The organism is Pseudocitrobacter faecalis (genome assembly GCF_965231525.1).
Taxonomy (GTDB): domain Bacteria; phylum Pseudomonadota; class Gammaproteobacteria; order Enterobacterales; family Enterobacteriaceae; genus Pseudocitrobacter; species Pseudocitrobacter faecalis.
Genome location: NZ_CBDDNJ010000002.1, coordinates 1,092,594 through 1,116,631, shown reverse-complemented (window position 1 = coordinate 1,116,631; position 24,038 = coordinate 1,092,594). Strand labels below are relative to the sequence as shown.

The 24,038-nt window shown below is 54.0% G+C and carries 16 protein-coding genes, 1 tRNA gene and 1 pseudogene; 8 read left to right on the top strand and 10 right to left on the bottom strand.

Annotation, left to right across the window (positions count from 1 at the left end; genetic code table 11):
• Nucleotides 1-72: 72 nt before the first annotated feature.
• From ACOXYR_RS05870 to ACOXYR_RS24780, 3 genes and pseudogenes are all read left to right on the top strand, one after another.
• Nucleotides 73-149 (top strand) — tRNA-Pro (locus ACOXYR_RS05870).
• 265 nt (nucleotides 150-414) lie between these two features.
• A pseudogene (gene benC, locus ACOXYR_RS24785) lies at nucleotides 415-1,410 on the top strand (benzoate 1,2-dioxygenase electron transfer component BenC); the annotation flags it as partial.
• A gap of 15 nt (nucleotides 1,411-1,425) precedes the next feature.
• On the top strand, nucleotides 1,426-3,165 hold the full coding sequence (locus ACOXYR_RS24780) for a cytochrome P450 (RefSeq protein WP_478212402.1): 1,740 nt from the start codon (nucleotides 1,426-1,428) through the stop codon (nucleotides 3,163-3,165).
• Here the strand turns inward: ACOXYR_RS24780 and ACOXYR_RS05860 are convergent.
• Together ACOXYR_RS05860 and ACOXYR_RS05855 are read right to left on the bottom strand one after the other, a co-directional pair.
• The gene (locus tag ACOXYR_RS05860; RefSeq protein ID WP_421355505.1) at nucleotides 3,162-4,112 is read right to left on the bottom strand and encodes a helix-turn-helix domain-containing protein; all 951 of its coding nucleotides are present in this window, start codon (nucleotides 4,110-4,112) and stop codon (nucleotides 3,162-3,164) included. The genes ACOXYR_RS24780 and ACOXYR_RS05860 overlap by 4 nt on opposite strands.
• A gap of 83 nt (nucleotides 4,113-4,195) precedes the next feature.
• Nucleotides 4,196-4,795: an NUDIX domain-containing protein gene (locus tag ACOXYR_RS05855; RefSeq protein ID WP_113858023.1), complete on the bottom strand. Its 600-nt coding sequence runs from the start codon at nucleotides 4,793-4,795 to the stop codon at nucleotides 4,196-4,198.
• Nucleotides 4,796-4,878: 83 nt separating this feature from the next.
• Here ACOXYR_RS05855 and ACOXYR_RS05850 point away from each other — a divergent pair, with 83 nt between their 5' ends.
• Together ACOXYR_RS05850 and eco are read left to right on the top strand one after the other, a co-directional pair.
• On the top strand, nucleotides 4,879-5,628 hold the full coding sequence (locus ACOXYR_RS05850) for a DeoR/GlpR family DNA-binding transcription regulator (protein ID WP_189622775.1): 750 nt from the start codon (nucleotides 4,879-4,881) through the stop codon (nucleotides 5,626-5,628).
• Nucleotides 5,629-5,769: 141 nt separating this feature from the next.
• Nucleotides 5,770-6,255, top strand: a complete 486-nt coding sequence (gene eco, locus ACOXYR_RS05845; protein WP_015963697.1) for a serine protease inhibitor ecotin — start codon at nucleotides 5,770-5,772, stop codon at nucleotides 6,253-6,255.
• Between the two features lie 161 nt (nucleotides 6,256-6,416).
• Here eco and mqo read toward each other — a convergent pair whose 3' ends face one another.
• Nucleotides 6,417-8,069 carry a malate dehydrogenase (quinone) gene (gene mqo / locus ACOXYR_RS05840; protein WP_421355504.1) on the bottom strand — a complete coding sequence of 551 codons (1,653 nt, stop codon included), beginning with the start codon at nucleotides 8,067-8,069 and terminating at the stop codon, nucleotides 6,417-6,419.
• Nucleotides 8,070-8,343: 274 nt separating this feature from the next.
• Here mqo and ACOXYR_RS05835 point away from each other — a divergent pair, with 274 nt between their 5' ends.
• Nucleotides 8,344-9,582, top strand: a complete 1,239-nt coding sequence (locus tag ACOXYR_RS05835; protein WP_113858021.1) for a SulP family inorganic anion transporter — start codon at nucleotides 8,344-8,346, stop codon at nucleotides 9,580-9,582.
• Here the strand turns inward: ACOXYR_RS05835 and mgtE are convergent.
• The 6 genes from mgtE to ACOXYR_RS05805 form a co-directional block, all read right to left on the bottom strand.
• On the bottom strand, nucleotides 9,545-10,981 hold the full coding sequence (gene mgtE / locus ACOXYR_RS05830) for a magnesium transporter (RefSeq protein ID WP_108473624.1): 1,437 nt from the start codon (nucleotides 10,979-10,981) through the stop codon (nucleotides 9,545-9,547). The genes ACOXYR_RS05835 and mgtE overlap by 38 nt on opposite strands.
• Nucleotides 10,982-11,120: 139 nt before the next feature.
• Nucleotides 11,121-12,764, bottom strand: coding sequence for a multidrug ABC transporter permease/ATP-binding protein (locus ACOXYR_RS05825; RefSeq protein WP_113858020.1), 1,644 nt, complete (start codon nucleotides 12,762-12,764; stop codon nucleotides 11,121-11,123).
• 76 nt (nucleotides 12,765-12,840) lie between these two features.
• A complete protein-coding gene (gene alkB, locus ACOXYR_RS05820; RefSeq protein WP_415728256.1) occupies nucleotides 12,841-13,491 on the bottom strand; it encodes a DNA oxidative demethylase AlkB in 651 nt (216 codons plus the stop codon).
• Nucleotides 13,491-14,555 (bottom strand): bifunctional DNA-binding transcriptional regulator/O6-methylguanine-DNA methyltransferase Ada, encoded by a 1,065-nt coding sequence (ada, locus tag ACOXYR_RS05815; protein ID WP_421355503.1) that lies wholly within the window; start codon nucleotides 14,553-14,555, stop codon nucleotides 13,491-13,493. Before ada ends, alkB begins: the two co-directional genes overlap by 1 nt.
• Before the next feature lie 72 nt (nucleotides 14,556-14,627).
• Complete coding sequence (gene apbE / locus ACOXYR_RS05810) at nucleotides 14,628-15,680, bottom strand: FAD:protein FMN transferase ApbE (protein ID WP_113858017.1); 1,053 nt, start codon at nucleotides 15,678-15,680, stop codon at nucleotides 14,628-14,630.
• Nucleotides 15,681-15,784: 104 nt separating this feature from the next.
• Entirely contained in the window at nucleotides 15,785-16,909 is a 1,125-nt protein-coding gene (locus ACOXYR_RS05805; RefSeq protein WP_421355502.1) for a porin OmpC, read from the bottom strand.
• A gap of 809 nt (nucleotides 16,910-17,718) precedes the next feature.
• Here ACOXYR_RS05805 and rcsD point away from each other — a divergent pair.
• Nucleotides 17,719-20,394 carry a phosphotransferase RcsD gene (rcsD, locus tag ACOXYR_RS05800; protein WP_189622770.1) on the top strand — a complete coding sequence of 892 codons (2,676 nt, stop codon included), beginning with the start codon at nucleotides 17,719-17,721 and terminating at the stop codon, nucleotides 20,392-20,394.
• A 16-nt stretch (nucleotides 20,395-20,410) separates the two neighbouring features.
• Nucleotides 20,411-21,061 (top strand): response regulator transcription factor RcsB, encoded by a 651-nt coding sequence (gene rcsB / locus ACOXYR_RS05795; protein WP_015963687.1) that lies wholly within the window; start codon nucleotides 20,411-20,413, stop codon nucleotides 21,059-21,061.
• A 41-nt stretch (nucleotides 21,062-21,102) separates the two neighbouring features.
• Here the strand turns inward: rcsB and rcsC are convergent, their stop codons facing one another.
• Nucleotides 21,103-23,952: a two-component system sensor histidine kinase RcsC gene (rcsC, locus tag ACOXYR_RS05790; RefSeq protein ID WP_113858014.1), complete on the bottom strand. Its 2,850-nt coding sequence runs from the start codon at nucleotides 23,950-23,952 to the stop codon at nucleotides 21,103-21,105.
• Nucleotides 23,953-24,038: the final 86 nt, after the last annotated feature.

The following is a 24,038-nucleotide window of genomic DNA, read 5'->3' as shown; positions in this document are numbered from 1 at the left end:
TTACTTATGCATCAATCGCGCGACCGCTGACTTGCAATCAGCAACGAAAAGGGTACTATTGCCTCCACGTGTCGGCACGTAGCGCAGCCTGGTAGCGCACCGTCATGGGGTGTCGGGGGTCGGAGGTTCAAATCCTCTCGTGCCGACCAAAAAGATTTTCTGATACGTTTTTTAACGTTCAGTACCCCTTAAGAGCCCGCATTCTCTCTGAGTTTGCGGGTTTTTTAATGCCTGCTTTTCGCCTCTCCTGCCAAAATGTGCCCCCGCTCACCAACTCCATCGAATGCACGGTTTGTCCTGTCTTACGTCATTTCTGTCCGTTGACTGAAAAGGGCTTCCGGCATGATATGAAGCCTCGAGTTTCATACCAGTCCGTTAGAGGCTGGAATCACCTGCAACCCGAGGATAAGAACAATGAGCCATCAGGTTACCCTACGCTTTGAAGACGGCGCGACGCATTTTATTCAGTGTCTTACCGGTGAGTCTGTCGCCGATGCGGCGCTGCGCGCAAAAATTGCTATTCCACTCGACTGTCGTGACGGTGTGTGCGGCACCTGCAAAGCCACCTGTGAATCAGGCCAGTTTGTGCCTGGCGATTACGTGCCTGACGCCCTTTCCGATGATGAAGCGAATGCCGGACATGTACTGACCTGCCAGATGCGTCCGTTGAGCGATTGCGTGGTACAGATTGCCGCTACATCTGAAGCAGCGGGCATCAGCAGCACAGCCTTCACCGGGCGCATCACCGCGTGTGAAGCGCTCTCGCCCACTGCAATCACTTTCTCCGCCGAGGTGGAAAACCGCAGCGCTCTCCGCTTCCTTCCGGGTCAGTACGTCAATGTGCAGGTACCTGGCAGCACGCAAACGCGCTCCTACTCATTTAGCTCTGGCCCCTCGGCCAACGAAGTTTCCTTTCTGATCCGCAATGTTCCGCAGGGTTTAATGTCCAGCTATCTTGCCGAGCGAGCTAAACCCGGCGACGCCATTACGTTTCGCGGGCCGATGGGCAGTTTCTACCTGCGCCCCATCGAACGCCCGCTTTTATTCCTCGCGGGCGGCACGGGGCTTGCGCCGTTTTTGTCCATGCTGGATAAGATCGCTGAAGAAGGTGAAGTCACGCAGCCGATCCAGTTGATCTTCGGCGTCACCCACGACGAGGATCGGGTTGAACTGGCTCGGCTTGAAGAATACGCCCGGCGCCTGCCGAATTTTCGCTATCTCTGCACGGTCGCCAGCCCTGAAAGTTCATCGCCGCACAAAGGCTACGTGACTCAACATATTACTGCGGCGCAGCTTAACGGCGGCGATGTTGATATTTATCTCTGCGGGCCGCCGCCCATGGTGGAAGCCGTGCGCGACTGGCTGGCCGCAGAAGGCGTTATGCCGCGTAACTTCTATTATGAGAAGTTTGCCGGAGCCGGGCTGGTGGTGCAGACGGGGGAAGAACACATTGCCCCGCAAGACGTCGATGACACGTTTGATCTGCGTCTGGCGCTGGAGCTGGGCGCCGTACAACTCACCATGGGGCGCCTGTCAGGTGCACAGTTACTTGAGTTCCGCAGGCTGGCTGACGCTACCGCACCGTTTGTTATCGGTAAGCGTTTTAGCGATGTCACGCGCTACGCGCAGGCAAATCATGCGTTTCATCTGTTCCTGATTGAAGCCTCAAGAAATGCACCGCTGATCGCCCTCTATAAGCAACTCGCGGTGCAGGACTATATTGGCCGGGCGCTACGGGATGACATAGAGATCGTGGGTGATATCGTTCAGCAGCATCGGGATCTGGTTAACGCATTTGAGTATGGCGACATGAACGCCGCGAGAGAAATTATTGCCCAACACGCCCTTCATTCCAAAGCGACCATGAGCCGCGCACTGGGCAAAAAATCCGCACCTGCAGCTGTGGCGGCAGCGCCAGAACCGGAGCCCACACGCTGCCCGTTCTCGGCAATGGTTGAACAGCCCCCCTACTCTCATGAGCTGAGCTGGCCGCAAGAACTGCAGCCCTTCAAAGTGGTGGACGACGGTTCGCAGGGCGATCCGTACGAACATTATCGCTGGATGCGCGAGCATGCTCCGGTATTGCGCTGCCAGTCGGCCACCTCGGATGTCTGGTTCCTGTCGCGCTACGATGATGTCTGGCAGGCCATACGCAACCCAAAACTCTTCTCATCAGAAGTGGTCAGCCCGCCGCCGCTCACTTTTCTGACGCTGTACGATGCGCCCGATCACACGCGCCTGCGCAAAATTGCTCAGCCCTCCTTTATGCCGTTGGCCATTGAGCCGTTTGCCGCCGAGATCGCGCGCCGCGCGGAGGTATTAATTGATGCAATGATTGCCAAAGGCGGCGGCGATGTGGTGGAAGAGTTCGCCATTCCGCTCAGCATCGCCACCATCTCAGCAATGATCGATGTGCCAAATGAAGACGAAGAAAAGATGAAGTTCTGGTCGGACGAAACCTTCAGCTACTTCGGGCGCCTGGCGCGTAACGCCCCAGGCACCGGCACCGATGAACAAAGCGCCATGGCCTTCTTTGCCTATCTGAAAGACGCCATGGAGCGACTTTACCTCACAAATAGCCAGTCGATTGGGGGACATATCGCCCGCATGTGGAAGGAGGGTCTGCTCAGTGAAAAAGAAGCCAAAGAGCTGTGCGCCTTCGTCTTTATCGCCGGACACGACACCACCACCATTCTGGTCGCCAATGCGTTTCGCATGTTCGCAGAACACCCGCATCTGGTGCAGCGTATTCGCGATAATGAAGCGGATGCGGATAAATTTGTCGAAGAGGTAGCGCGCTATCGCGGTACCGTCCAGCGCGTCAGCCGCATGACCACTGAAGCCACCACCGTGGCAGGCGTTAAGTTACCCAAAGGTGCGGTGGTGCGATTGTTGCTCTCATCCGCCAATCGCGATAGCCGTAAATTCGCGGATGGCGAGACGTTTAATATCGACCGCGATACCACCGGTCATTTGGGTTTTGGCAACGGGATGCATAAATGTCTCGGTCAGCCGCTGGCGAAGCTTGAAACGCTGATCGCCACCCGATTAGTGGCACGTAAGGTCTCCGATATTGCGCTCGATCCCGCGCGGCCTATCGAGTATGTTCGCGGCAATAATCTGACTAACTCCGGGCCGGCACATTTATTTGTGAAACTGCGTTAATCGGCCAAACCGGCTTTCTTTAAGGAAGCCGGTTTTCTCTGTGATAACCGCCCCTGCTCGCGCAGACGATACTCCGTTGGCCGCAGGCCAGTTTGCTTGCGAAAGAAGCGACCAAAATAGGCTTCATCGCGAAATCCTAATTCCGCTGAGATTTGCTTCACGCTAAAAGAGGAGTAGACCAGCAGACGCTGCGCTTCATGTACGGCACGCCGGTCGATAGCTTCAATCGCTGAAATACCAAAGGCTTCGCGACAGATTCGCGTCAGTTGCCCGGTCGAAATCCCCATTGCCGCCGCATAGTGAGCAACGGGTTGTCGCTGCCGACAACGTTCATCGAGTAAAGCACGAAAACGTTCAATTCTGGCAACCAGCGCCGCCCTTGCCGGGTTGCCCGCCAGCACCGCTTTTTCACTCAAACGCGCGATCTGCACAAATAGCGCGACAGTGAGCGCCAGCCCGGCGGTGTATTGCCATCGCTCGCTGTTCTCCGCTTCCCGGCCAATCGCGTCAAAAAGTGTTTCAAGACGCACCCCTCGCCGGTGGGCGACGTCAACCGTCAACACCGCGGGCGTGCGCACAAAGTCCAGTAAATCCGGCGCGGCGGTCAGCGCGACCGATTCGATTGCCGATTGCGCCGTGGTAATGACATGACCATCGATATCTACGCAAAAACGAAAACCGTGTACCGCGCGAGCGGGAATAACGACCAGAGACGGCGCGTTAAAGGCCCACACCTCGCCGTCAATGGTGGCTTCGCCGCTGCCGCGCGTAACATACAGGGTCTGAATCAGAACATCATGGAAATGGGGCTCAATAGCAAAACCAAAGCGGCTGGCGCGCGAGGGTATGCGCTCATAGTGCACCATATCCAGCGACGACTGCCCGGCATCTGCGCCATAGAGCGCGTAGTTAGGCAGCCCACGACGACGCGGCCAGTCAATTAACATCGGTCACCCGGAAATCTGAATGAAAGACTTTTTTATAGGCAGGAATTCCGTATCCCGCCTGCCAGAGTGTCTAAAACCTCGATTCAGCCCCGGATTTCGTGAAAGACACCCTTCAGCGCCAGATGCTGCAACAGCATGATGGTTTTCCCGTCGACGATTTCACCGCGCGTAATCGCCGCCAGCGCCTGTTCAAAAGGCCACTCCAGCACTTCAATGTCTTCGCCCTCTTCCGCCAGCCCACCACCGTCACCGGTACGGTCGCGCTCGCTATATTCCGCGATGAAAAAGTAGAGTTTCTCCGTGACCGAGCCAGGGCTCATGTAGGCTTCAAACACCTTTTCCAGGTGGCTCACTTTAAAGCCGGTTTCTTCTTCTGCCTCCGCCAGAATGCGCGCTTCGGGCGACGCTTTATCCAGCAGACCGGCTGCCGCCTCGATCAGCAAACCTGAATGGCCGTTCACTGAAACCGGGAAGCGAAACTGTCGGGTCATCACCACGCTTTTTTTCTCACGGTTATAGAGCAGGATGGTCGCGCCATTGCCCCGGTCATAGACCTCACGGCTTTGCGTCTGCCAGCTGCCGTCGCGGCGCTGTAAATCGAAGGTATATTTTTTTAATACGTACCAGTTATCAGACAGAAGCTGTTCCTGAACGTTGCGAAGGTGGGGTGTGTTATTGTGCATTTTTATTCCTCAGGTGAATGACAAAAACGATAATGTCATGCACAATCGTGCAACATCAAGAAAAAACGTGAAGAGAAATATTCATGCTCGCCAGCCAACGTAAAAAAGTGATCCTCGAACTGCTTGCACAACATAAGCAGGTTTTATCTCGCGAACTAAGCCAAAAGTTCATGATTTCAGAGGACTCTATCCGGCGTGATTTACGTGAACTGGCGGCTGAAGGTTTGCTGCAACGCGTTCACGGTGGCGCACTGCCCGCGTCAGCCGCAACAGCACCAATTGAAACGCGCAAAAACGTGCAAAACCGTTCAAAACAGAAAGTGGCGGAAAAAGCGGTAAAACTGATACAACCAGGTCAGGTGGTGATGATTGATGGCGGAACCACGGCACACGAACTGGTGGCGCGCATACCGCAGGATATCGCGTTTACTGTGGTCACCCACAGCCCGGGCATTGCCGTCAGCCTGGTCGATCACCCTCAGGTTGAAGTGATCGTCATTGGCGGGAGATTGTTTAAACACTCGGTTGTGACAGTGGGATCGGCAATGATCGATGCCATCAGCCATATCAATGCCGATCTGTTTTTTATGGGCGTGACAGGTATTCACGCCAGGGCCGGTTTTACCACGGGTGATTACGAAGAAGCCTGTGTGAAACGCGCACTGTCGCAACGCGCGGCAGAAACCGTGGTCATGGCCTCGGCTGAAAAGATGAGCGCCGCTTCTGCTTTTGCCATCGGCCCGCTTTCCCTTGCCAGCACAATCATCATCGATGGTGAACCCGATGCCGCTTTACGCGAAGCGTGCGCAAAACAGCAGATTGCGCTGCTTTGATAAAGGTAGTGATAAACGTCGTTTTCAGATTAATACGCAAAACAGTTCACTACACTTAATGCAAAAATCAGTAAATGGCACTTAACATTCACGACAATGATGATAATCTTGCCAATGAACTACTGATAAAAAGGATTCACAGTGAAAAACACATTTACGCTCGCTGCTTTACTACTGACCGCTGTTTCGCTTTCTGCCACGGCGGCAGAGCAACCGCTGGAAAAAGTTGCGCCTTATCCGCAAGCGGAAAAAGGCATGAAGCGCCAGGTGATTCAGTTACCTGCGCAGCAGGATGAATCAGCGCTGAAAGTTGAGCTGATGATTGGTAAAACGCTGGAAGTTGACTGTAACCGTCACCGTCTGGGTGGCAAGCTGGAAAGCAAAACGCTGGAAGGTTGGGGATACGACTACTACGTCTTTGACAAAGTGGGCGAGCCGGTCTCCACCATGATGGCCTGCCCGGATAAAACGAAGACCAAACAGTTCGTTGCGGCGTATCTCGGTGACGACGGCATGCTGCGTTACAACAGCAAACTGCCGATCGTGGTCTACACCCCGGATAATGTGGAAGTTAAATACCGCGTCTGGAAAGCCGAAGAAGAAGTGCATAACGCTGTAGAGCGTTAATAACGTGCCCTTGTTGATGCCGGATGCGGCGTGAACGCCTTATCCGGCCTACAAAATCATACAAATTCAATATATTGCACTTTGTATGTAGGCCTGATAAGCCTAGCGCATCAGGTATTGACTCTCTGCAAGAAGCCCCGACATTCGGGGCTTTTTATCATTTACAGCGCAATATCCGCCATCTCATTCACCACCACCGGCTGCGATTTGGTCTGCGGTTGCGGGGTAGGATCGGCATCACGAACCGGCACATAGCTCAGTTCCAGCACTTCGCTGGTGTGCGCCAGAGTCTCTTCGATGGCCTGCGGATGTTCGTTCAGGCGCGAGCCATACGTTGGCACCACCGCCTTGATTTTTGCCTGCCAGGCTGCGGTCTGCATTTTCTCGTGGAACACTTTTTCCAGTAGTTGCAGCATGATTGGCGCAGCGGTCGATGCCCCCGGTGACGCGCCGAGCAGTGCCGCGACAGTACCTTCATCGTCGCTTACCACTTCTGTGCCCAGACGCAGAACGCCACCTTTCTGTGCATCGCGTTTGATAATCTGCACGCGCTGCCCGGCCTGCCACAAGCGCCAGTCACCTTTCTGCGCCATCGGGTAGTATTCACGTAACGCGGCGTGACGATCTTTATCTTTCTGAAGAACCTGGCTGACCAGATATTTCACCAGATCGAAATTGTCCATCCCGACGTTGATCATCGGCATGATGTTTGACTTGTTGATCGACGCCAGCAGATCCCACAGCGAACCGTTTTTCAGGAAACGCGTTGAGAAGGTCGCAAATGGCCCGAACAGAATGACGCGTTTGCCGTCAATCACGCGGGTATCAATATGCGGCACCGACATCGGCGGCGCGCCAACATCGGCCTGGCCATACACTTTCGCCAGATGATGGTTCACCACGTCCGGGTTTTCGCACACCAGGAACTGACCGCCAACCGGGAAGCCGGCATACTCTTTCGCCTGGGGGATTTTCGTTTGTTGCAGCAGTTTCAACGCCGCGCCGCCCGCGCCGATAAAGATGAATTTGGCTTTAATTGTGCGTTTCGCGTGGCTGTTATTGGCGTCAGAAACGGTGACAGTCCAGCTCTTGTCTGCATTCTGGCGGAAACGACGCACTACCGTATTAAGCTGCAGATTGAAGTTTTTATGCATCTGCAGCGACGAAATTAGCTGGCGGGTGATTTCACCGTAGTTCACGTCTGTACCAGCTTCAGTGCGCGTCGCGGCAATTTTCTGCTGCGGATCGCGCCCTTCCATCACCAGCGGTGCCCACGCTTTAATCTGTTCATGGTCTTCGGAATAGCGCATCCCGCGGAACAGCGGGTTCTGCTGAAGCGCACGGTAGCGCGCACGCAGGAAATTGACGTTAGCATCGCCCCAGACAAAGCTCATGTGCGGGACGGTGTTGATAAAGGATTTCGGCTGCGTAAGAACGCCGCGTTTCACCTGATGCGCCCAGAACTGGCGAGAGACCTGGAACGCTTCGTTGATGTCGATAGCTTTTTCAATGCTGACGGAACCATCCGCTTTTTGCGGCGTATAATTCAGCTCCATCAGTGCGGAGTGGCCAGTGCCTGCGTTGTTCCAGCCGTTGGAACTCTCTTCCGCAACGCTTTCCATCTGCTCAACCATGGTGATCGACCAGTTCGGTTCCAGCTCTTGCAGCCAGGTACCCAGCGTAGCGCTCATAATACCACCACCGATCAACAAAACATCCGTCTCGTGTATAACGCGGGAGTTGGTTTTGGCCACAACAGAAGCAGTATCGGAACCCGCTTTCTGTGCATTGGGTACAGCTGTCTTTTTCTTCATTGTAGGGAGGCCTTACTTGAGATGCGATTTGTTACACGCAGGTAAAAACAATTCGTGGCTATACGGTATCACCAGCAACATAAAATTTAAATATTGTTTAAATTTTAAGTTGTGTTTTGAGACCTGTTATCAAAATGTTTAATAAATGTATACACGAATTAAATTTTTGTATTGGCATTCTGTGACATAGAGCGGTAAACTGCTCCGTTTTGTGATAAATAGCACGAAAGTACGGCTTATAGAAAACCGGCTATCGATAACCAGTGAAGATCCCATGTCAGACACCTCTTTTGCTTCCCAGGATGGCCGCATCCTTTCTGTTATGCGCTCGCCCAAACTACTGCTGCGTGAAACACTGGCTGGCGTGATTACCGCACTGGCGCTGATCCCCGAAGTCATCTCCTTTTCCGTCATTGCCGGTGTCGATCCTAAAGTCAGTTTGATCGCCTCGGTCGTGCTTTGTCTGGCGATGTCATTTCTGGGCGGACGTCCGGCGATGGTCACCGCCGCGGCCGGTTCCGTGGCGTTGGTCATCGGACCGATGGTGCATCAACACGGCGTCGGTTACATCCTCCCCGCCGTGGTGATGGCTGGCGTGATTCAAATTCTGTTTGGTCTGTGCGGTATGGCGCGATTGATGCGTTTTATTCCGCAGCCGGTAATGACCGGTTTTGTTAACGCGCTAGGAGTGCTGATCTTCTTTGCCCAGGTGCCGCACTTCTGGAGCCGTAATCCCCTGATTATTGCGCTTTTCGTCGCGACCCTGCTGATTGTGCTGTGGGCACCGCGGGTGATTAAAAGCGTGCCATCACCGTTGATTGCCATTGTGCTGTTAACGTTATTTACCGTCACCAGCGGTCAGCTACTGCCCACCGTTGGCGATGAAGGTTCGATGAGCGGCGGCCTGCCCGGTCTGACGCAATTACTGGTGCCGCTGAATCTCGACACCCTGAACATTATCTGGCCTTGTGCGCTAAGCATCGCATTCGTCGGGTTGATGGAGTCGTTACTCACGGCAAAGCTTGTCGATGATTTGACCGCAACGCCGTCAAACAAAGCGCGCGAAAGCGCCGGGCTTGGCATCGCTAACATCCTGGCAGGGTTTTACGGCGGCATTGCCGGCTGTGCGATGATTGGTCAGACGATTGTCAACGTCGAGATGGGGAAAGGCCGCAGTCGCCTATCCACCATTATGGCGGGGCTGGTGCTACTGCTATTGGTGACAGCATTAAGCAACGTAATGGCTGATATTCCGATGTCGGTGCTGGCCGGAATTATGGTGATTGTGGCGTTCAAAACCTTTAGCTGGCATAGCATTCAGCCCGCTACGCTGAAACGCGCGCCGTGGCCGGAAACCGTGGTGATGGTGGTCACGGTCGCGGCAACCGTCAGCACCGGTAATCTGGCGATTGGCGTTCTGGCGGGCGTGGTTTGCATGGTGCTCATCCCTGCCCGCCTGAAAGCGAAACTGGCTGCTAAAGCAGAAAAATCGTCGCCAGCCCAAGGAAAATAAAGAAGCCGCCGGTGTCGGTGATGGCGGTGATCATCACGCTGGAACCCACCGCCGGATCGCGGCCAAACTTCACCATGATCATCGGGATCAGTACGCCCATCAGCGCCGCCACCAGCAGGTTCAATACCATCGCCAGCGTCATCACCGCACCCAGGTGCGGGTCGCTGTAAAGCAGCCAGGTGACGCAGCCCATGATCCCGCCCCACACCAGGCCGTTAATCAACGCCACGCCCATTTCACGCAGGATCAGAAACGAAAAGTTACCCGGCTGGATCTGCTGTAGCGCCAGCGCGCGCACGATCATCGTAATCGTCTGGTTCCCGGTGTTACCACCAATTCCCGCGACAATCGGCATCAGCGATGCCAGCGCCACCAGCTGCGAAATGGTGTGCTCAAAGCCATCAATAACGCGCGACGCGATAAATGCAGTGCAGAGGTTGATCGCCAGCCACGCCCAACGGGTTTTCACCGCTTTGGTCACTGGCGCAAACACATCTTCTTCGGCACTCAGGCCGCCCATGCGACGCAGATCGCTGTCCGTCTCTTCGTACACCACGTCGACGATCTCATCGATGGTCAAACGCCCCATCAGCTTGCCCTGCTGGTCGATAACGGCGGCGCTGACCAGGTTGTCACGTTCGAAGGTACGCGCCACCTTTTCCGACTCTTCTTCCGGGTGGAAAGCCACCGGTTCGGATTCCATCACCGCCTCAACGGTGCTTTGCGCCGGGCTGAGCAAAATGGTGGTCAATTCCAGTTCGCCCACGAGCGTCATATCCCGCCGGGTGACGAACAGTTTATCGGTGTTTTCCGGCATTTTCCCCAACCGGCGCAGGTAGCGCTGCACGGTCGCCAGCGTCACTTCCGGGCGTACGGTAATGACTTCGAACTCCATGATCGAGCCGACGCGATCGTGGGCATAGTTCATCACCTGACGCACGCGAGCGCGCTCGGACGGCGGGAGCGTTGCCAGCAGGCGGCCGGTTAAATCGCGCGGCAGATGCTGAACCAGGTAAATCTGTTCATCGATGTCCAGCGTTTGCAGTGCATCGAGCAACGCCCGGTCGCTCATATCGTCAATGAGGTCGTCCCAGACGTTCTCCGATGCTTCAAGCAACACTTTGCCGCGTTTGTCATCTTCCACCACGTTCCACAACGCGTGACGTTCATCGGAGGGCAATGCCTCCAGCACGTCCGCCAGGTCCGGGCCAGGAAGATGCGCCACCAGCGCACTGACTTCCGCGAGATCGTCAATGAGCGTACTTTCATCGTACTGCTCAGCGAGGGTGAGTTTGCCCAGCAGGACAGAGGTAATCGCTTTATCGGTGGTTAAGAGCCAGATAAGACGCGCGCGCTCTTCATCGCGCAGCTTCGCGCTGTTTTTCATTATTGCGGACATTGCCGGTCATCCTTTCGGTCATCTGAATGCCCGGCAGGTCAGCCGGGAGCATTAAGCATAGCGTGGAGTAATGTAAATAATAATAAACAGCATTTTAATACCTACAAAAAAAGCGGCGAATGCCGCTTTTTTCATCAGGTTACGCCGTTCGGGCGACCGCATCGCGTGAGGCGGCGTCGCGCTCCTCGCCAGTGAGTTCGCTTAACTGGCCATTGCGCATCTCCAGCAGGCGATCGGCATGAATAAAGTAATGGTCGTCGTGGCTGATAGCAAAAATAGTTTTGCCCATCTGCTGCATCAGCGGGAGTAATATTTGATAGAACTCACGGCGGAAGTGTGGATCCTGATCGGCGGCCCACTCATCCAGCATAATGATGTCTCGCTCTTCCGCTAAGGCCAGCAGCAACGCCACGCGCTTCTTCTGCCCTTTCGAGAGTTTAAGGTCAAGGATTTTGCCGTTTTCCAGCTTCACCTTGTGCCCCATTTTCAGCTGTTCCAGCCACTTATCCACCAGCGCCGGGTCGGCCTGTTTTCCTTCCGGCCCCAGCAACTGGTCAAACAGCCAGACGTCCGTGAAGACCGCCGAAAATAGCTTGCGGTAATCTTCCGGTTTGTCCGCTGCCAGCGGTTTACCGTCCAGCAAAATTTGTCCTTTAACCGGTTGATAGAGCCCGGTAAGCAGCATCGCCAGCGTCGATTTACCGCTGCCGTTGCCGCCAATCAGGAACACCAGTTCGCCGCGATGGAGCGTCAGGTTAATCGGGCCGACGGCGAACGTGTTGTCTTCATAATGGAACTCCACATCGCGCAGTTCGAGCGTTTGCCAGTTCGGATACGCTTTCGGCACCGGAAACTCCGGCTGGTAAGGCGCAAGCGAGAAGGTGTTGAGCTTTTTGAACGCCACCTGCGCGCTGAGCAACGTCGGCAGTGCGCCTACGGCAGAGAGCAGCGGCGTACGCAGGAACAGCAGCGTCAGCGAGTACGTCGCCGCCACGGCGGTATCCGCCCAGCCCAGACTGTTTGCCATCCAGAAGACCAGCCCGATGGCGCCCAGCATCATAATGTTCGACCAGTTCACCGCGCTCAGGTGGAAGGTGTCGGCGCGCACAATGTGGTGACGGTAGTTTTTCGCATCCGGAATATAGAGCTGATTAAAGACATATTCGGCGCGCTCCCGGTTGAGCGTGAGCTCTTTGCGCCCTTCGAGCACGGTTTGATAATCCTGATACAGCGCATCTTCCGTCTCACGCAGAATCGCCATATGTTTATAGACCCGCGCCACCAGTACAAAACCGCCCCAGATGGTCAGCGCCATCCACAGCACCGTGACCAGCAGCATTTTCGTCGACAGAAACGCCAGGTAAGCGGCGGAACCAAAGGTCAGGATAATCCCCTGCACCAGTTCCGGCAGACGTACGAAAGCGATAGTGATCGCGCGCACATCGCTGGTCAGGCCCGCCAGCAGCGCCGCGCTGCCGAGCTTTTCGATGCGTTCAACCTGCGTGTCCAGAATACGTTTAATGAACTCGCTGCGCAGACGGTAAACAAAGTGATGACCAAGGGTCGTCAGCGCCAGTTGCGAACCGAGCGTGACCGCCATCAGCAGTAGCAGTAGCCCGAGAAACTCTGGCAGCACTGTCAGCGACATATCGACCGTCGTGATTAAACGCAGGTTAATAAAGGCAATCAGCCCAATCCCCAACGCTGCGCTCAACAAACTCAGCGCCATGACGGCAATAAATGGCCAGCGGTACTGGCGCCACACAAGCAGGAGAAGTTCCATAAAACAGCAATCCGGAAAAGAAAAACAGCGAGCAGTGTAAACTGCCTTACGAGTACATCAAGAATAATTCTTATTTTTATTCTTTATTACCCGCATGACGAAAAGTGAGGTTATAGCGCATTGGGCCAACCTGCGGATGGTGACCCGGTTTGAGCGGCTGAATACCGTGATAAAAGAGACGCGATTCGCCGCCCCACACCACCACATCGCCGTGCTCCAGCAGCACGCGCTGGAGGGGATCGTTACGCTTCAGGCCGCCAAACTGAAACACGGCAGGCAAGCCCAGTGAAACCGACACAATCGGCGCACTCAGCGTGGCTTCGTCTTTATCCTGATGCAGCGACAGTTTCGCCCCTGGAAGATAGCGGTTAATCAGGCAGGCGTCCGGCGAAAAATCGGCATAGCCCGCAAGCGACGCTGCCTCCAGCGCCAGATTGAGGAAAACATCCGGCATGGAGGGCCAGGCGTTGCCCGTCAGCGGATCGCGCGGCGTATAGCAGTAGCCGTGCAGATCGGTGCTCCAGCCAAGTGGGCCGCAGTTGGTCATCGCCACCGACATGGTATAGCCGCCGGGCGTCACCATCTGGCGAAACGGCGACAGCGCGGCAACCTGATCAATCGCCGTTAGCAGTACGCGAGCCTGGCTTAACGCCTGGCGGCGAAGAATGATCGCGCCAGCCGCCAGCGGTTCCTGCCAGGGCGCTTCATCAGCAAAGAGATCGAGCATTATTTCCCTCCGGCATTTTTCTCATCGGCCAGCAGCGCGGCTTTTCGCCCCACGCCCCAGCGGTATCCCGACAGACTACCATCTTCACGTACCACGCGATGACAGGGAATCACAATCGCCAGTTTGTTCGCCGCGCACGCGCCAGCCACCGCGCGAACGGCTTTCGGTTTGCCGATGGCGGTGGCAATTTGTTGATAGCTGCGTGTTTCGCCTGGCGGAATCGCGCGTAGCGCCTGCCAGACCTGCTGTTGAAAGGCGGTGCCGCGAATATCCAGCGGTAAATTCAGCGGCAACTGTTGATCGTCCAGCCGCATCACCACTTCATAAATTTGCTGGTGAAAAGCCGAGCTGCCCTGCTGTGATTGTGCAGAAGGGAAAAGCCGCCGCAGTTCAGTTATGAGTTCCACATCGTTATCGCCTAATAACACGGCGCAGATACCGCGCGCGCTTAGCGCCACCAGACAACGTCCGAAACGGCAATCTTCCAGCGCATAATGAATAATGGCGTCTTCACCGCCGCGCCGAAACTGTTTTGCCGTCATACCCAGAAGCTGGTCGGCATGGCGATAGTAGCTGCTGCTGTCCGGGAAACCAGCGTTGAGGACGGCATGAGTCACCGCTTCGCCTTCCGTCAGCGCTTCACGCAGGCGCCGGGCACGCCACGCCTGCTGCCACGCTTTCGGCGTAACGCCGGTGACTGATTTAAACAGACGATGAAAATGGTAGGGGCTGACAGCCACCGCCCCGGCCAGGGTGTCCAGCGTCACGGGCGCATCCTGTTCGAGCATCCGGCAGGCTATCGCCACTTTGTTCACTTTTTGCAGTTGCGGATCGAGCGTATCCGGCTGGCAACGTTTGCAGGGGCGAAAACCCGCTTTTAGCGCCGCTTCGGCATCAGGATAAAAATGTACATTCTGGCGCAACGCATGGCGCGCTTTGCAGGAGGGGCGACAAAAAATACCGGTGGTACGAACCGCAAACACAAACTGCCCGTCGGCTCCGGCATCGCGCGCGAGCACCGCCTGCCAGCGGCGCTCATCAGTATGAAAAGTGTGAGATGTCATATCAGGCTCCTCCAGTAAGTGTATGACGACTTTGCCCTGGAGGAGACAGCAAAAAACCAGCAATCTTGCTTTTTAATTTTTACCGCTCACCAGAAACGCTTTGAACTGCGGCGACATCCAGGTGGTGAAGTTATCACCCTCTTTCATGATCATGTACACCGCCAGCCCCTGCTCGCGCACCACTTCTTTGGCTCTTTCCGGGCCAAGAACCATCAGGCCGGTATCCCAGGCATCGGCTTCCAGCGCCGTCGGCGCAATCACCGTTACGGAAACCAGTTTGTGGGTAATGGGCCTGCCAGTTTGCGGATCGATAACGTGAGAGATTCGCTGACCGTCGAGCTCATAATAGTTGCGGTAGCTGCCGGACGTACTGATTCCGTGACCGTTGATATCGACAATCGCCTGGACGGCATTTTCTTTATCGGTCGGTTTTTGAATCGCCACGCGCCACGGGCGACCTTCCGCATTCATGCCGCGGCTCGACAGCGCCCCGCCAACGGACACCAGGTAACGCGAGATCCCCTCCTGGCCCATCAGGCGCGCAAGGTGATCCGCCGCATAGCCTTCGCCAACGGTCGACAGATCAACATAGAGTTCCGGGAGATCTTTTTGCAGATACTGGCGGCCTGCGGTGTTAATCACCGTCAGATGCTGCAAGCCGGTTTTGGCTTTTGCCGTATCGATTTGTTCCTGCGTCGGCGTGCTGACAGGCTGTTTATCCGGGCCGAAGCCCCACAGATTGACCAACGGGCCGACGGTCACATCCATCGCACCCTGGGTTTTTTGCCCAATGCGCAGAGATTCGGTGACGATATCCGCCATGGCTTCGGTAACTGGCCACGGCGCGGTACTGGATGAGAGATTAAAGCGCATCAGCGCGGAATCGTTTTTCCACGTTGAGAGTAGCTGGTCGTCGCCATCAAGCTGCGTCTGAATTTTTTCGCGTAGTTCATCGGCACGTTTTTTGTCGATATCCACCACGCTCACGCGCCAGAAGGTACCCATGGTTTTACCTTCGAGCACCGTTGCGGTTTGGGTTGGCGATGTGGAGGTGCTGGCATTATCGCAGCCAGCCAGAAGTAACGCGGCGCTCACCAGGGCCGCACGTAAAATATTCATTTCCATCCGTTATTATTTCTCCTGCAATGCGCGCAAGAGTACACCAATTCATCTAAACAGGGCATAAAAAAAGGAGCCTTTCGGCTCCTTTTCTGTCGGTTTGCAGTCGATTAGAACTGGTAAACCAGACCCAGTGCTACGACGTCATCAGTAGAGATGCCGGCGCGACGGGTGAATTCATTGTCATCAAGCAGGTTGATTTTGTAATCAACATAGGTAGACATGTTTTTGTTGAAGTAGTAGGTCGCACCAACATCAACATATTTAACCAGATCCTGGTCGCCGAAGTTGCGAACACCATTGTTGATGTCTTTACCTTTGGACTGCAGATAAGCAACGGACGGACGCAGACCGAAGTCGAACTGGTACTGAGCAACAACTTCAAAGTTCTGCGCTTTCTCAGCAAAACCGCTGATAGCGTCAGCATTGCCGTTACCGCTGAAGCGAGTTGCATTGTAAGCCTGGGTGTACTGCGCAGCCAGGTAAATGTTGTTCGCATCATATTTCAGACCACCAGTGTAGGTAGTCGCTTTGTCGCCACTACCATACTGAAGGTTGTTCTGCTCATCAGTACGTTTAGAGCTAGCAACTGCCGCACCAACGCTGAAGCCTTCGCCGATGTCATAAGACAGGGAGCCGCCGAAGCCGTCACCATTCTGTTTCAGTTCTTTACGACCGTTGTTGGTCTGGCCTTCGCCAGACTGGCTACCGTTTTTACCCTGATACTGCAGAGCAAAGTTCAGGCCATCAACCAGACCGAAGAAGTCAGAGTTGCGGTAGGTTGCAACGCCGTTAGCACGCTGCTGCAGGAAGTTGTCAGAACCGTAGGTGTCGCCGCCGAATTCCGGCAGAACGTCGGTCCAGGAAGTGATGTCGTAAACAACGCCGTAGTTACGACCGTAGTCGAAGGAGCCTGCATCACCAAAACGCAGACCAGCGAATGCCAGACGAGTCCACGCCTGATTGCCGGAATCTTCAGTGTTGTTCGCCTGAACGTTGTATTCCCACTGGCCGTAACCGGTCAGCTGGTCCTGGATCTGAGTTTCGCCTTTAACGCCGATACGCATGTAGGTCTGGTCGCCGTCAGCGCTGTTGTCATCGGAGAAGTAGTGCAGACCAGCGATTTTACCGTACAGATCTAATTTGTTGCCGTCTTTGTTATAAATTTCAGCCGCATTTGCTGCGCCCGCTACCAGCAGAGCTGGTACCAGGAGGGACAGTACTTTAACTTTCATGTTAATAACCCTCTGTTATATGCCTTTTTATATGCCACTGCTTACTGGTCAACCCTCATTAACCAGTCGGCAAACCCATTGTGCTGCAAAATGCAGAATAATCCAACACCAAAATGATACTAAAACCTTAAAGGTGTTTCATTTATCCATATAGATGTTTCAAAATGTAAATTTTGCGGAACTTTTTTTCGCACAAATCGGTAAGAAAAATAGCACGGATAAACAAAGAGCCAGAAAATAACTACTAACAATCAATAACTTAAAATTGGTTACAGGTATAGCACTGAATGGTAAAACAAAAGTTTCACCCGCAACTAAAATAGATATCGCTATCATCATTAACTTTATTTATTACCGTCATTCAGTTCTGAATGTCTGTTTACCCCTATTTCCACCGGATGCATCGCATCCGGTTTTTTTTACCTTTCTTTACGTAACTTTAATCCTCGCATACTTACGCTTGTGAACAATAACGTTCATTAATTAATCACACATAGCATTGGTAACAAATTGCTAACATAATTTTCATAAAATATTCCGTTTTAATGCCAGCCGTTTTTACCTGACTAAAACGCCTCTTTTCCTCTTTCCTCTTCTATATTAGCCGCGCGTATTTGCCCATTTCAGCGGCTGAAAAACGCGGAAGTATGGCAATTGGCACAGTTCCCTTTATACTGCCTGCTGTACTCTCACCTGTTACACAGAATTTGACGTGGGTTCGCCGCGCAAAACAGGTTAAGACGTTTCACGCTCACCTAAGTCTGAGCATATTCTCATTCAGATGCCGTTATGATGGGTTACACACGCCAATGAGTCAGTCTGACAAGAAAACGTCCGGTAAATTTTCCCTGCTGCCGGGCAGCATCACCCGCTTCTTCCTGTTAATGATCATCGTGTTGCTGGTAACGATGGGCGTGATGATTCAGAGCGCGGTTAACGCGTGGCTGAAGGACAAAAGCTATCAGATAGTCGACATGACCCACGCTGTACATAAGCGCATTGATACCTGGCGTTATGCGACCTGGCAGATTTACGACAACATTGCCGCCGCCCCCTCAACTGCCACGTCCAGCGAAGGGTTACAGGAAACACGTCTGAAGCAGGACGTCTACTATCTGGAAAAACCACGACGCAAAACCGAGGCGCTAATTTTCGGTTCCCACGACAGCTCGACGCTGGAAATTACCCAGCGCATGTCCACTTATCTCGATACGCTGTGGGGCGCAGAGACTATCCCGTGGTCGATGTATTACCTGAACGGCCAGGACAACAGTCTGATCCTGATTTCTACGCTGCCGCTCAAAGATCTCTCTTCCGGTTTTAAGGAGTCGACGGTCGGAAACATCGTCGATTCGCGCCGTGCCGAAATGCTCCAGCAGGCGAACACGCTGGACGAACGTGAAACCTTCTCTTCCTTGCGCCGCCTGGCGTGGCAAAACGGTCATTACTTCACCCTACGCACCACCTTTAACCAGCCGGGACATCTTGCGACGGTGGTGGCGTTTGATCTGCCGATTAACGATCTGGTGCCGCCGGCGATGTCGCTCGACAGTTTCCGACTGGAGCAGGATCCTTCGCAGAACGCCCTGCGCAGCCAGGATAAAGAACCCAGTGATAGCGTCGCGATAAACTTTAACAGTTCGCGTATTGAGATCTCTTCGTCGCTGAATTCAACCGGCATGCGTCTGGTGTGGCAGGTACCGTTTGGCACGCTGCTTCTGGATACCTTCCAGAACATAATGCTGCCGTTACTGCTCAATATCGGCCTGCTGGCGCTGGCGCTGTTCGGTTACTCCACGTTCCGTCACCAGACGGGCCGCAAAAGCGCAGCCTCCGCACCGGTATCCGGCGCGAATAACGAGCTACGTCTACTGCGCGCGATCAATGAAGAGATTGTGTCACTGCTGCCGCTGGGGCTGCTGGTGCACGATCAAGAATCGAACCGTACGTTAATCAGTAATAAAATCGCCGATCACCTGTTGCCGCACCTTAACCTGCAAAATATCACCAGCATGGCGGATCAGCATCAGGGCGTAATTCAGGCCACCATTAATAATGAGCTGTACGAAATCCGCCAGTTCCGCAGCCAGGTCTCACCTCGGATGCAGATCTTCATTATTCGCGATCAAGACCGCGAAGTGCTGGTGAATAAAAAGCTCAAACAGGCGCAGCGTCTGTATGAGAAAAACCAGCAGGGCCGCGCGGCCTTTATGCAAAATATCAGCGACACCTTAAAGCAGCCGATCAAAACACTGGCCGCCGAAGCCGCGGCGATAGATACCAGCGAAAGCCAGAAGCTGGCGAACAACGCCGATCTGCTGGTGCGTCTGGTGGATGAAATTCAGCTCGCCAATATGCTGGAAAATGACAGCTGGAAGGGCGCGTCCACACTCTTCTCGCTACAGGATTTAATTGATGAAGTGGTGCCTGAAGTCCTGCCCGCCATCAAACGTAAAGGCCTGCAACTGCTGATCAACAATCAGCTACCGGCCAAAGAGCAGCGTCATGGCGATCGCGATGCCTTGCGCCGCATTCTGTTGCTGCTGATTCAGTACGCGGTGACCACCACGCAAATCGGCAAAATCACGCTGGAAGTGAACGCCGATGAGTCTGCGGGTGAACGGCTGACCTTCCGCATTCTGGATACCGGTAACGGCGTCTCCCATGGGGAAATCGACAATTTGCATTTCCCGTACCTGAATGACACGCAGTCTGACCGTTACGGAAAAGCGAACGCCCTCACCTTCTGGCTGTGCGATCAGTTAGCGCGCAAGCTGGGTGGACATCTGAATATTAAAGCGCGCGAATCACTGGGCACCCGTTACTCACTGCACGTAAAAATGGCGCCGCGCGAAGAGGATAGCGAACAGGAAGAGCGCCTGCTGGATGACGTGGTTGCCATGGTGGATATCACCTCTAACGAGATTCGTACTATCGTGACGCGTCAGCTGGAAAGCTGGGGGGCGACCTGCATCACGCCGGACGAAAGAGCGACGAGTCAAGAATTTGATATCTTTTTAACAGATAATCCGTCTAATCTTACTGCTTCGGGCTTGCTTTTAAGCGATGATGAAGCTGGGATACGCAAAATTGGCCCTGGCCAATTGCGGGTTAACTTTAATATCAGTAATGCTATGCAGGACGCGGTCCTTCAGCTTATTGAAGAGCAACTGGCACAGGAAGAGGTCACGGAATCACCTCTTGGCGGCGATGAAAACGCCGAACTTCAGGCCAGCGGCTATTATGCGCTGTTTGTTGATACGGTACCGGAAGATGTTAGCAGGCTGTATACTGAATGCGACGCGCGTGATTTCGCCGCGTTGGCACAGACAGCCCACCGCCTGAAGGGGGTGTTTGCTATGCTTAACCTGGTTCCTGGCAAGCAGTTGTGTGAAACGCTTGAGCATTTAATTCGCGAGAAAGATGCTCCGGCCATAGAAAAATATGTCAGCGACATTGACGCCTACGTCAAGAGCTTGCTGTAGCAAGGTAGCCTTTATTATGAACAATATGAACGTAATTATTGCCGATGATCATCCGATAGTTCTGTTTGGTATTCGTAAATCACTAGAACAAATCGAATGGGTCAACGTTGTCGGCGAATTTGAAGACTCCACCGCGCTGATTAACAATTTACCGAAACTGGATGCACATGTCCTGATCACCGACCTTTCCATGCCGGGCGATAAATATGGCGATGGGATCACGCTTATCAAATATATTAAGCGTCATTTCCCGGGCATTTCCATTATCGTTCTGACCATGAATAACAACCCGGCGATTCTGAGCGCCGTGCTGGATCTGGATATCGAAGGTATTGTCCTGAAACAGGGTGCGCCAACCGACCTGCCGAAAGCGCTGGCCGCGTTGCAGAAAGGGAAGAAATTCACCCCGGAAAGCGTCTCTCGCCTGCTGGAGAAAATCAGCGCTGGCGGCTATGGCGACAAACGTTTGTCACCAAAAGAGAGCGAAGTATTGCGCCTGTTCGCGGAAGGCTTCCTGGTAACCGAGATTGCCAAGAAACTGAACCGCAGTATCAAGACCATCAGTAGCCAGAAGAAATCAGCGATGATGAAACTGGGTGTGGAAAACGATATTGCGCTGCTGAACTATCTCTCCTCTGTCACGCTATCCCCGACAGATAAAGAGTAATGCTCTATGAATCCCCCGGCCAGCCGGGGGATTTTTTTATCTTACGACTCCCGCGTTTTTCTCACCCGCGCCGCATAGACCGCCAGCGTTTGCTTCAGCACATCCAGCGTCACCGGTTTTGACAGGCAGCTATCCATCCCTGACTCCAGGCAGCGCTGCTTCTCTTCCGCCAGGGCGTTGGCAGTCACGCCGACAACCGGCAGCGTCAGGCCAAGCTGACGAATACGCTGTGTTAAACGATAGCCGTCCATATTTGGCATGTTGACGTCGCTCAGCACGATATCAATATGATTTTTGCTCAGCACATTGAGCGCATCAACACCGTCATTCGCCGTCATGCACTGATAGCCAAGCGTACCCAACTGATCTGCCAGAAGACGACGGTTGATAGGATGATCGTCCACCACAAGGATCATCATATCGTCATTGCTGTCGGCGGTCACATCGTGCGCCGATGAAGACTCTGCGTGATCCGTGTTGCCGACTTTGATGCGGTAAATGCGCCCCAGCAGGGTCATTAACTCGTGCGGCGAAACAATACTGTGTACCCATTCGCCCGGCGCTCGTTCGAGAGGGATCCCGATATGGCGACGGCAGAAGATCACCGCCGCCTTGCCCGTCCACGGTTTTTCCAGGTCATCGTCGGTTATCAGCAGATCATCCTGCGCCGGTTCTTCACCTTCGTAGCGTTGAACGTCCACGCCGTGCCAGGTCAGCAGCGTTTCAATAAACTGATACAGAGACTCGTTGCGAATCGCCAGCCAGCAGCGTTTTTGCGCCAGCGCATCAATCACCAGCGGCGTGGCAGCCTGCGCGCCATAGAGCGGAATACGCACCGTAAACTGGCTACCCATGCCCGGTTCTGTGTCGACGGCAATATCACCGTCCATCATATTGATGAGTTTCTCACAAATCGCCAGACCCAGCCCGGTGCCCTGGAAGTTACGCTGCACGCCGGTTCCGACCTGGAAGAACGGGTCAAACAGGCGCACCACCTCTTTCGCCGGAATGCCTACGCCGGTATCACGGATGCTGATACTCAGGTAATCACCTACGCGTTTGAGATGCAAAATGATGCAGCCAATATCGGTAAACTTGATGGCATTACTCAGAATATTGGAGATAACCTGCTGCAAACGCATCGGGTCGCCAAGCATCTGCGGCGGCACGTTTGGCTCGATAAAGCAGTACATTCCAACCCGTTTACGCACGACCAGCGGCAGATAGTTGGCGGTAATGTGATTCATCACCTCTTTTGGTGAGAATTCGCGCGGCTCGATTTTCAGCTGCTCTGATTCAATTTTCGAGAAATCGAGAATGTCGCTGATGATTTTCAGCAGCAGGCTCGAGGAGTTGTTCATCGCCGTCACCAGACGCCCGACGCCTTTTGGTAACTCTTTGGTTTGTAACAAATCAAGGTTACCAATGATGCCGTACAGCGGCGTGCGCAGTTCATGGCTGACGGTGGCGAGGAACATCGATTTCGACTGGCTGGCCTGTTCTGCCGCCTGCGCCATCTCCTGCAACGACTCTTCCATTTTGACGCGCGAACTGACGTCAACCAGCACGCAAATCGCCACGTTTTCATTGCGATAACGCGAATGCACGAAGCTGATTTGCAGGTTAGTGTTGTTACTGGTCAACACATCGACAAAGTTAACCTGTTGACCACAGATAATCTGCGTTAAGCGCTGCCGATCTTCATGCGTCAGCATATTCAGATAATTATGCGCGAGTTCATTACTCAGGATATTAGTACCGTCCTGGGTACGCAGAATACAGATCCCTACCGGGGCGGAGGCGACGATTTTACGATTGAACTGCTCATGCTCTTCCAGACGTTGAGCGTCAGACTCGGCAGGAATAAATATCCGTCGCTCGTACATTCTCGCCATTGTGAACAGCGCGACCCCGGTCAGGATATTAAGCAGCACGGCGTTGAGAATCAGCATGCGGATGCGCTCAAGCACTAAATCAACCGGTACCGAATACACAATGCTGAGCGACGATGGCGGCAGATTCTTTTTCAACACCAGTTCACGGAAGCCGCTGCTGTAGCCAAACCACGCGCGTTCTTGCATCCAGCGCTGATCGATACGCAGTTTGCTGTCCGGGCCCGTGAGCGAAATCAGTGAATCGCCGTTTTCATCAAGAATCGTCACGCCAATTGGCAAGCTACCCGGCGTGAAGAAGTTTTCCATGCGAATGGTTTGCTCAACGCCCAGCAGCGCCTGCAAACGGTTTGCCAGATACACCGGCGTTAAGGCATAGAAATAGCCAACGCCCGGGCGCGGGCCCTGGCTTATCCAGAACAGGTTGCTACCGCTCTCATCCTGCGGCGCACTACGGTACTTCACGATGCGATCGTGCAGGGTTTTCAGCGCCTGGTTACGTTCAATCGGCATATCCCGCAGGCCAAAATTCGCCATGCACAGGTTTTCACTGCCAATTAAAAAGACGCGGTTGAGATCGTAGGCGGCGGAGAAATTGTCGCGCCAGTAGCGCAGAAACCAGGAAAGCGACTCCAGCGAGCCGCGCCACGCATCGTCCAGCGCGGAACAATCAGAATCGGTGAACAGTGGCTCGAAGTCAGGGACTTCGGTATTCTCTTTTATCGCCGTGGGCGGCAGTACGCCATTCGTCGCCGTGAGACGATTTTCAGCAATGTACTTCAGCTCTTTGATGACATCCGACGTACGCTGAATATAGCGCTGCGCCTGATCGGAACTCAGATTAAATTCCTGCCGTATTTCTGACTCTTTCTGATGCAAGGCATTCACGATATAGAAAACCGATGCGAGGGCAATCAGCAACCAGAGTAGCAGCGCCAGCGCCCGGAACAGGTAGCGTGAGACTTTAAGCGTCGTACGAAAGGAGACAAGATATTTCAAGGGGGCGAAACTCCGCCATCAAAGGCTAACAGGATGTGGTTAAGGTAACGGGAAAACCCATTTGTCGCAACGCAGAAAAAAGGCCG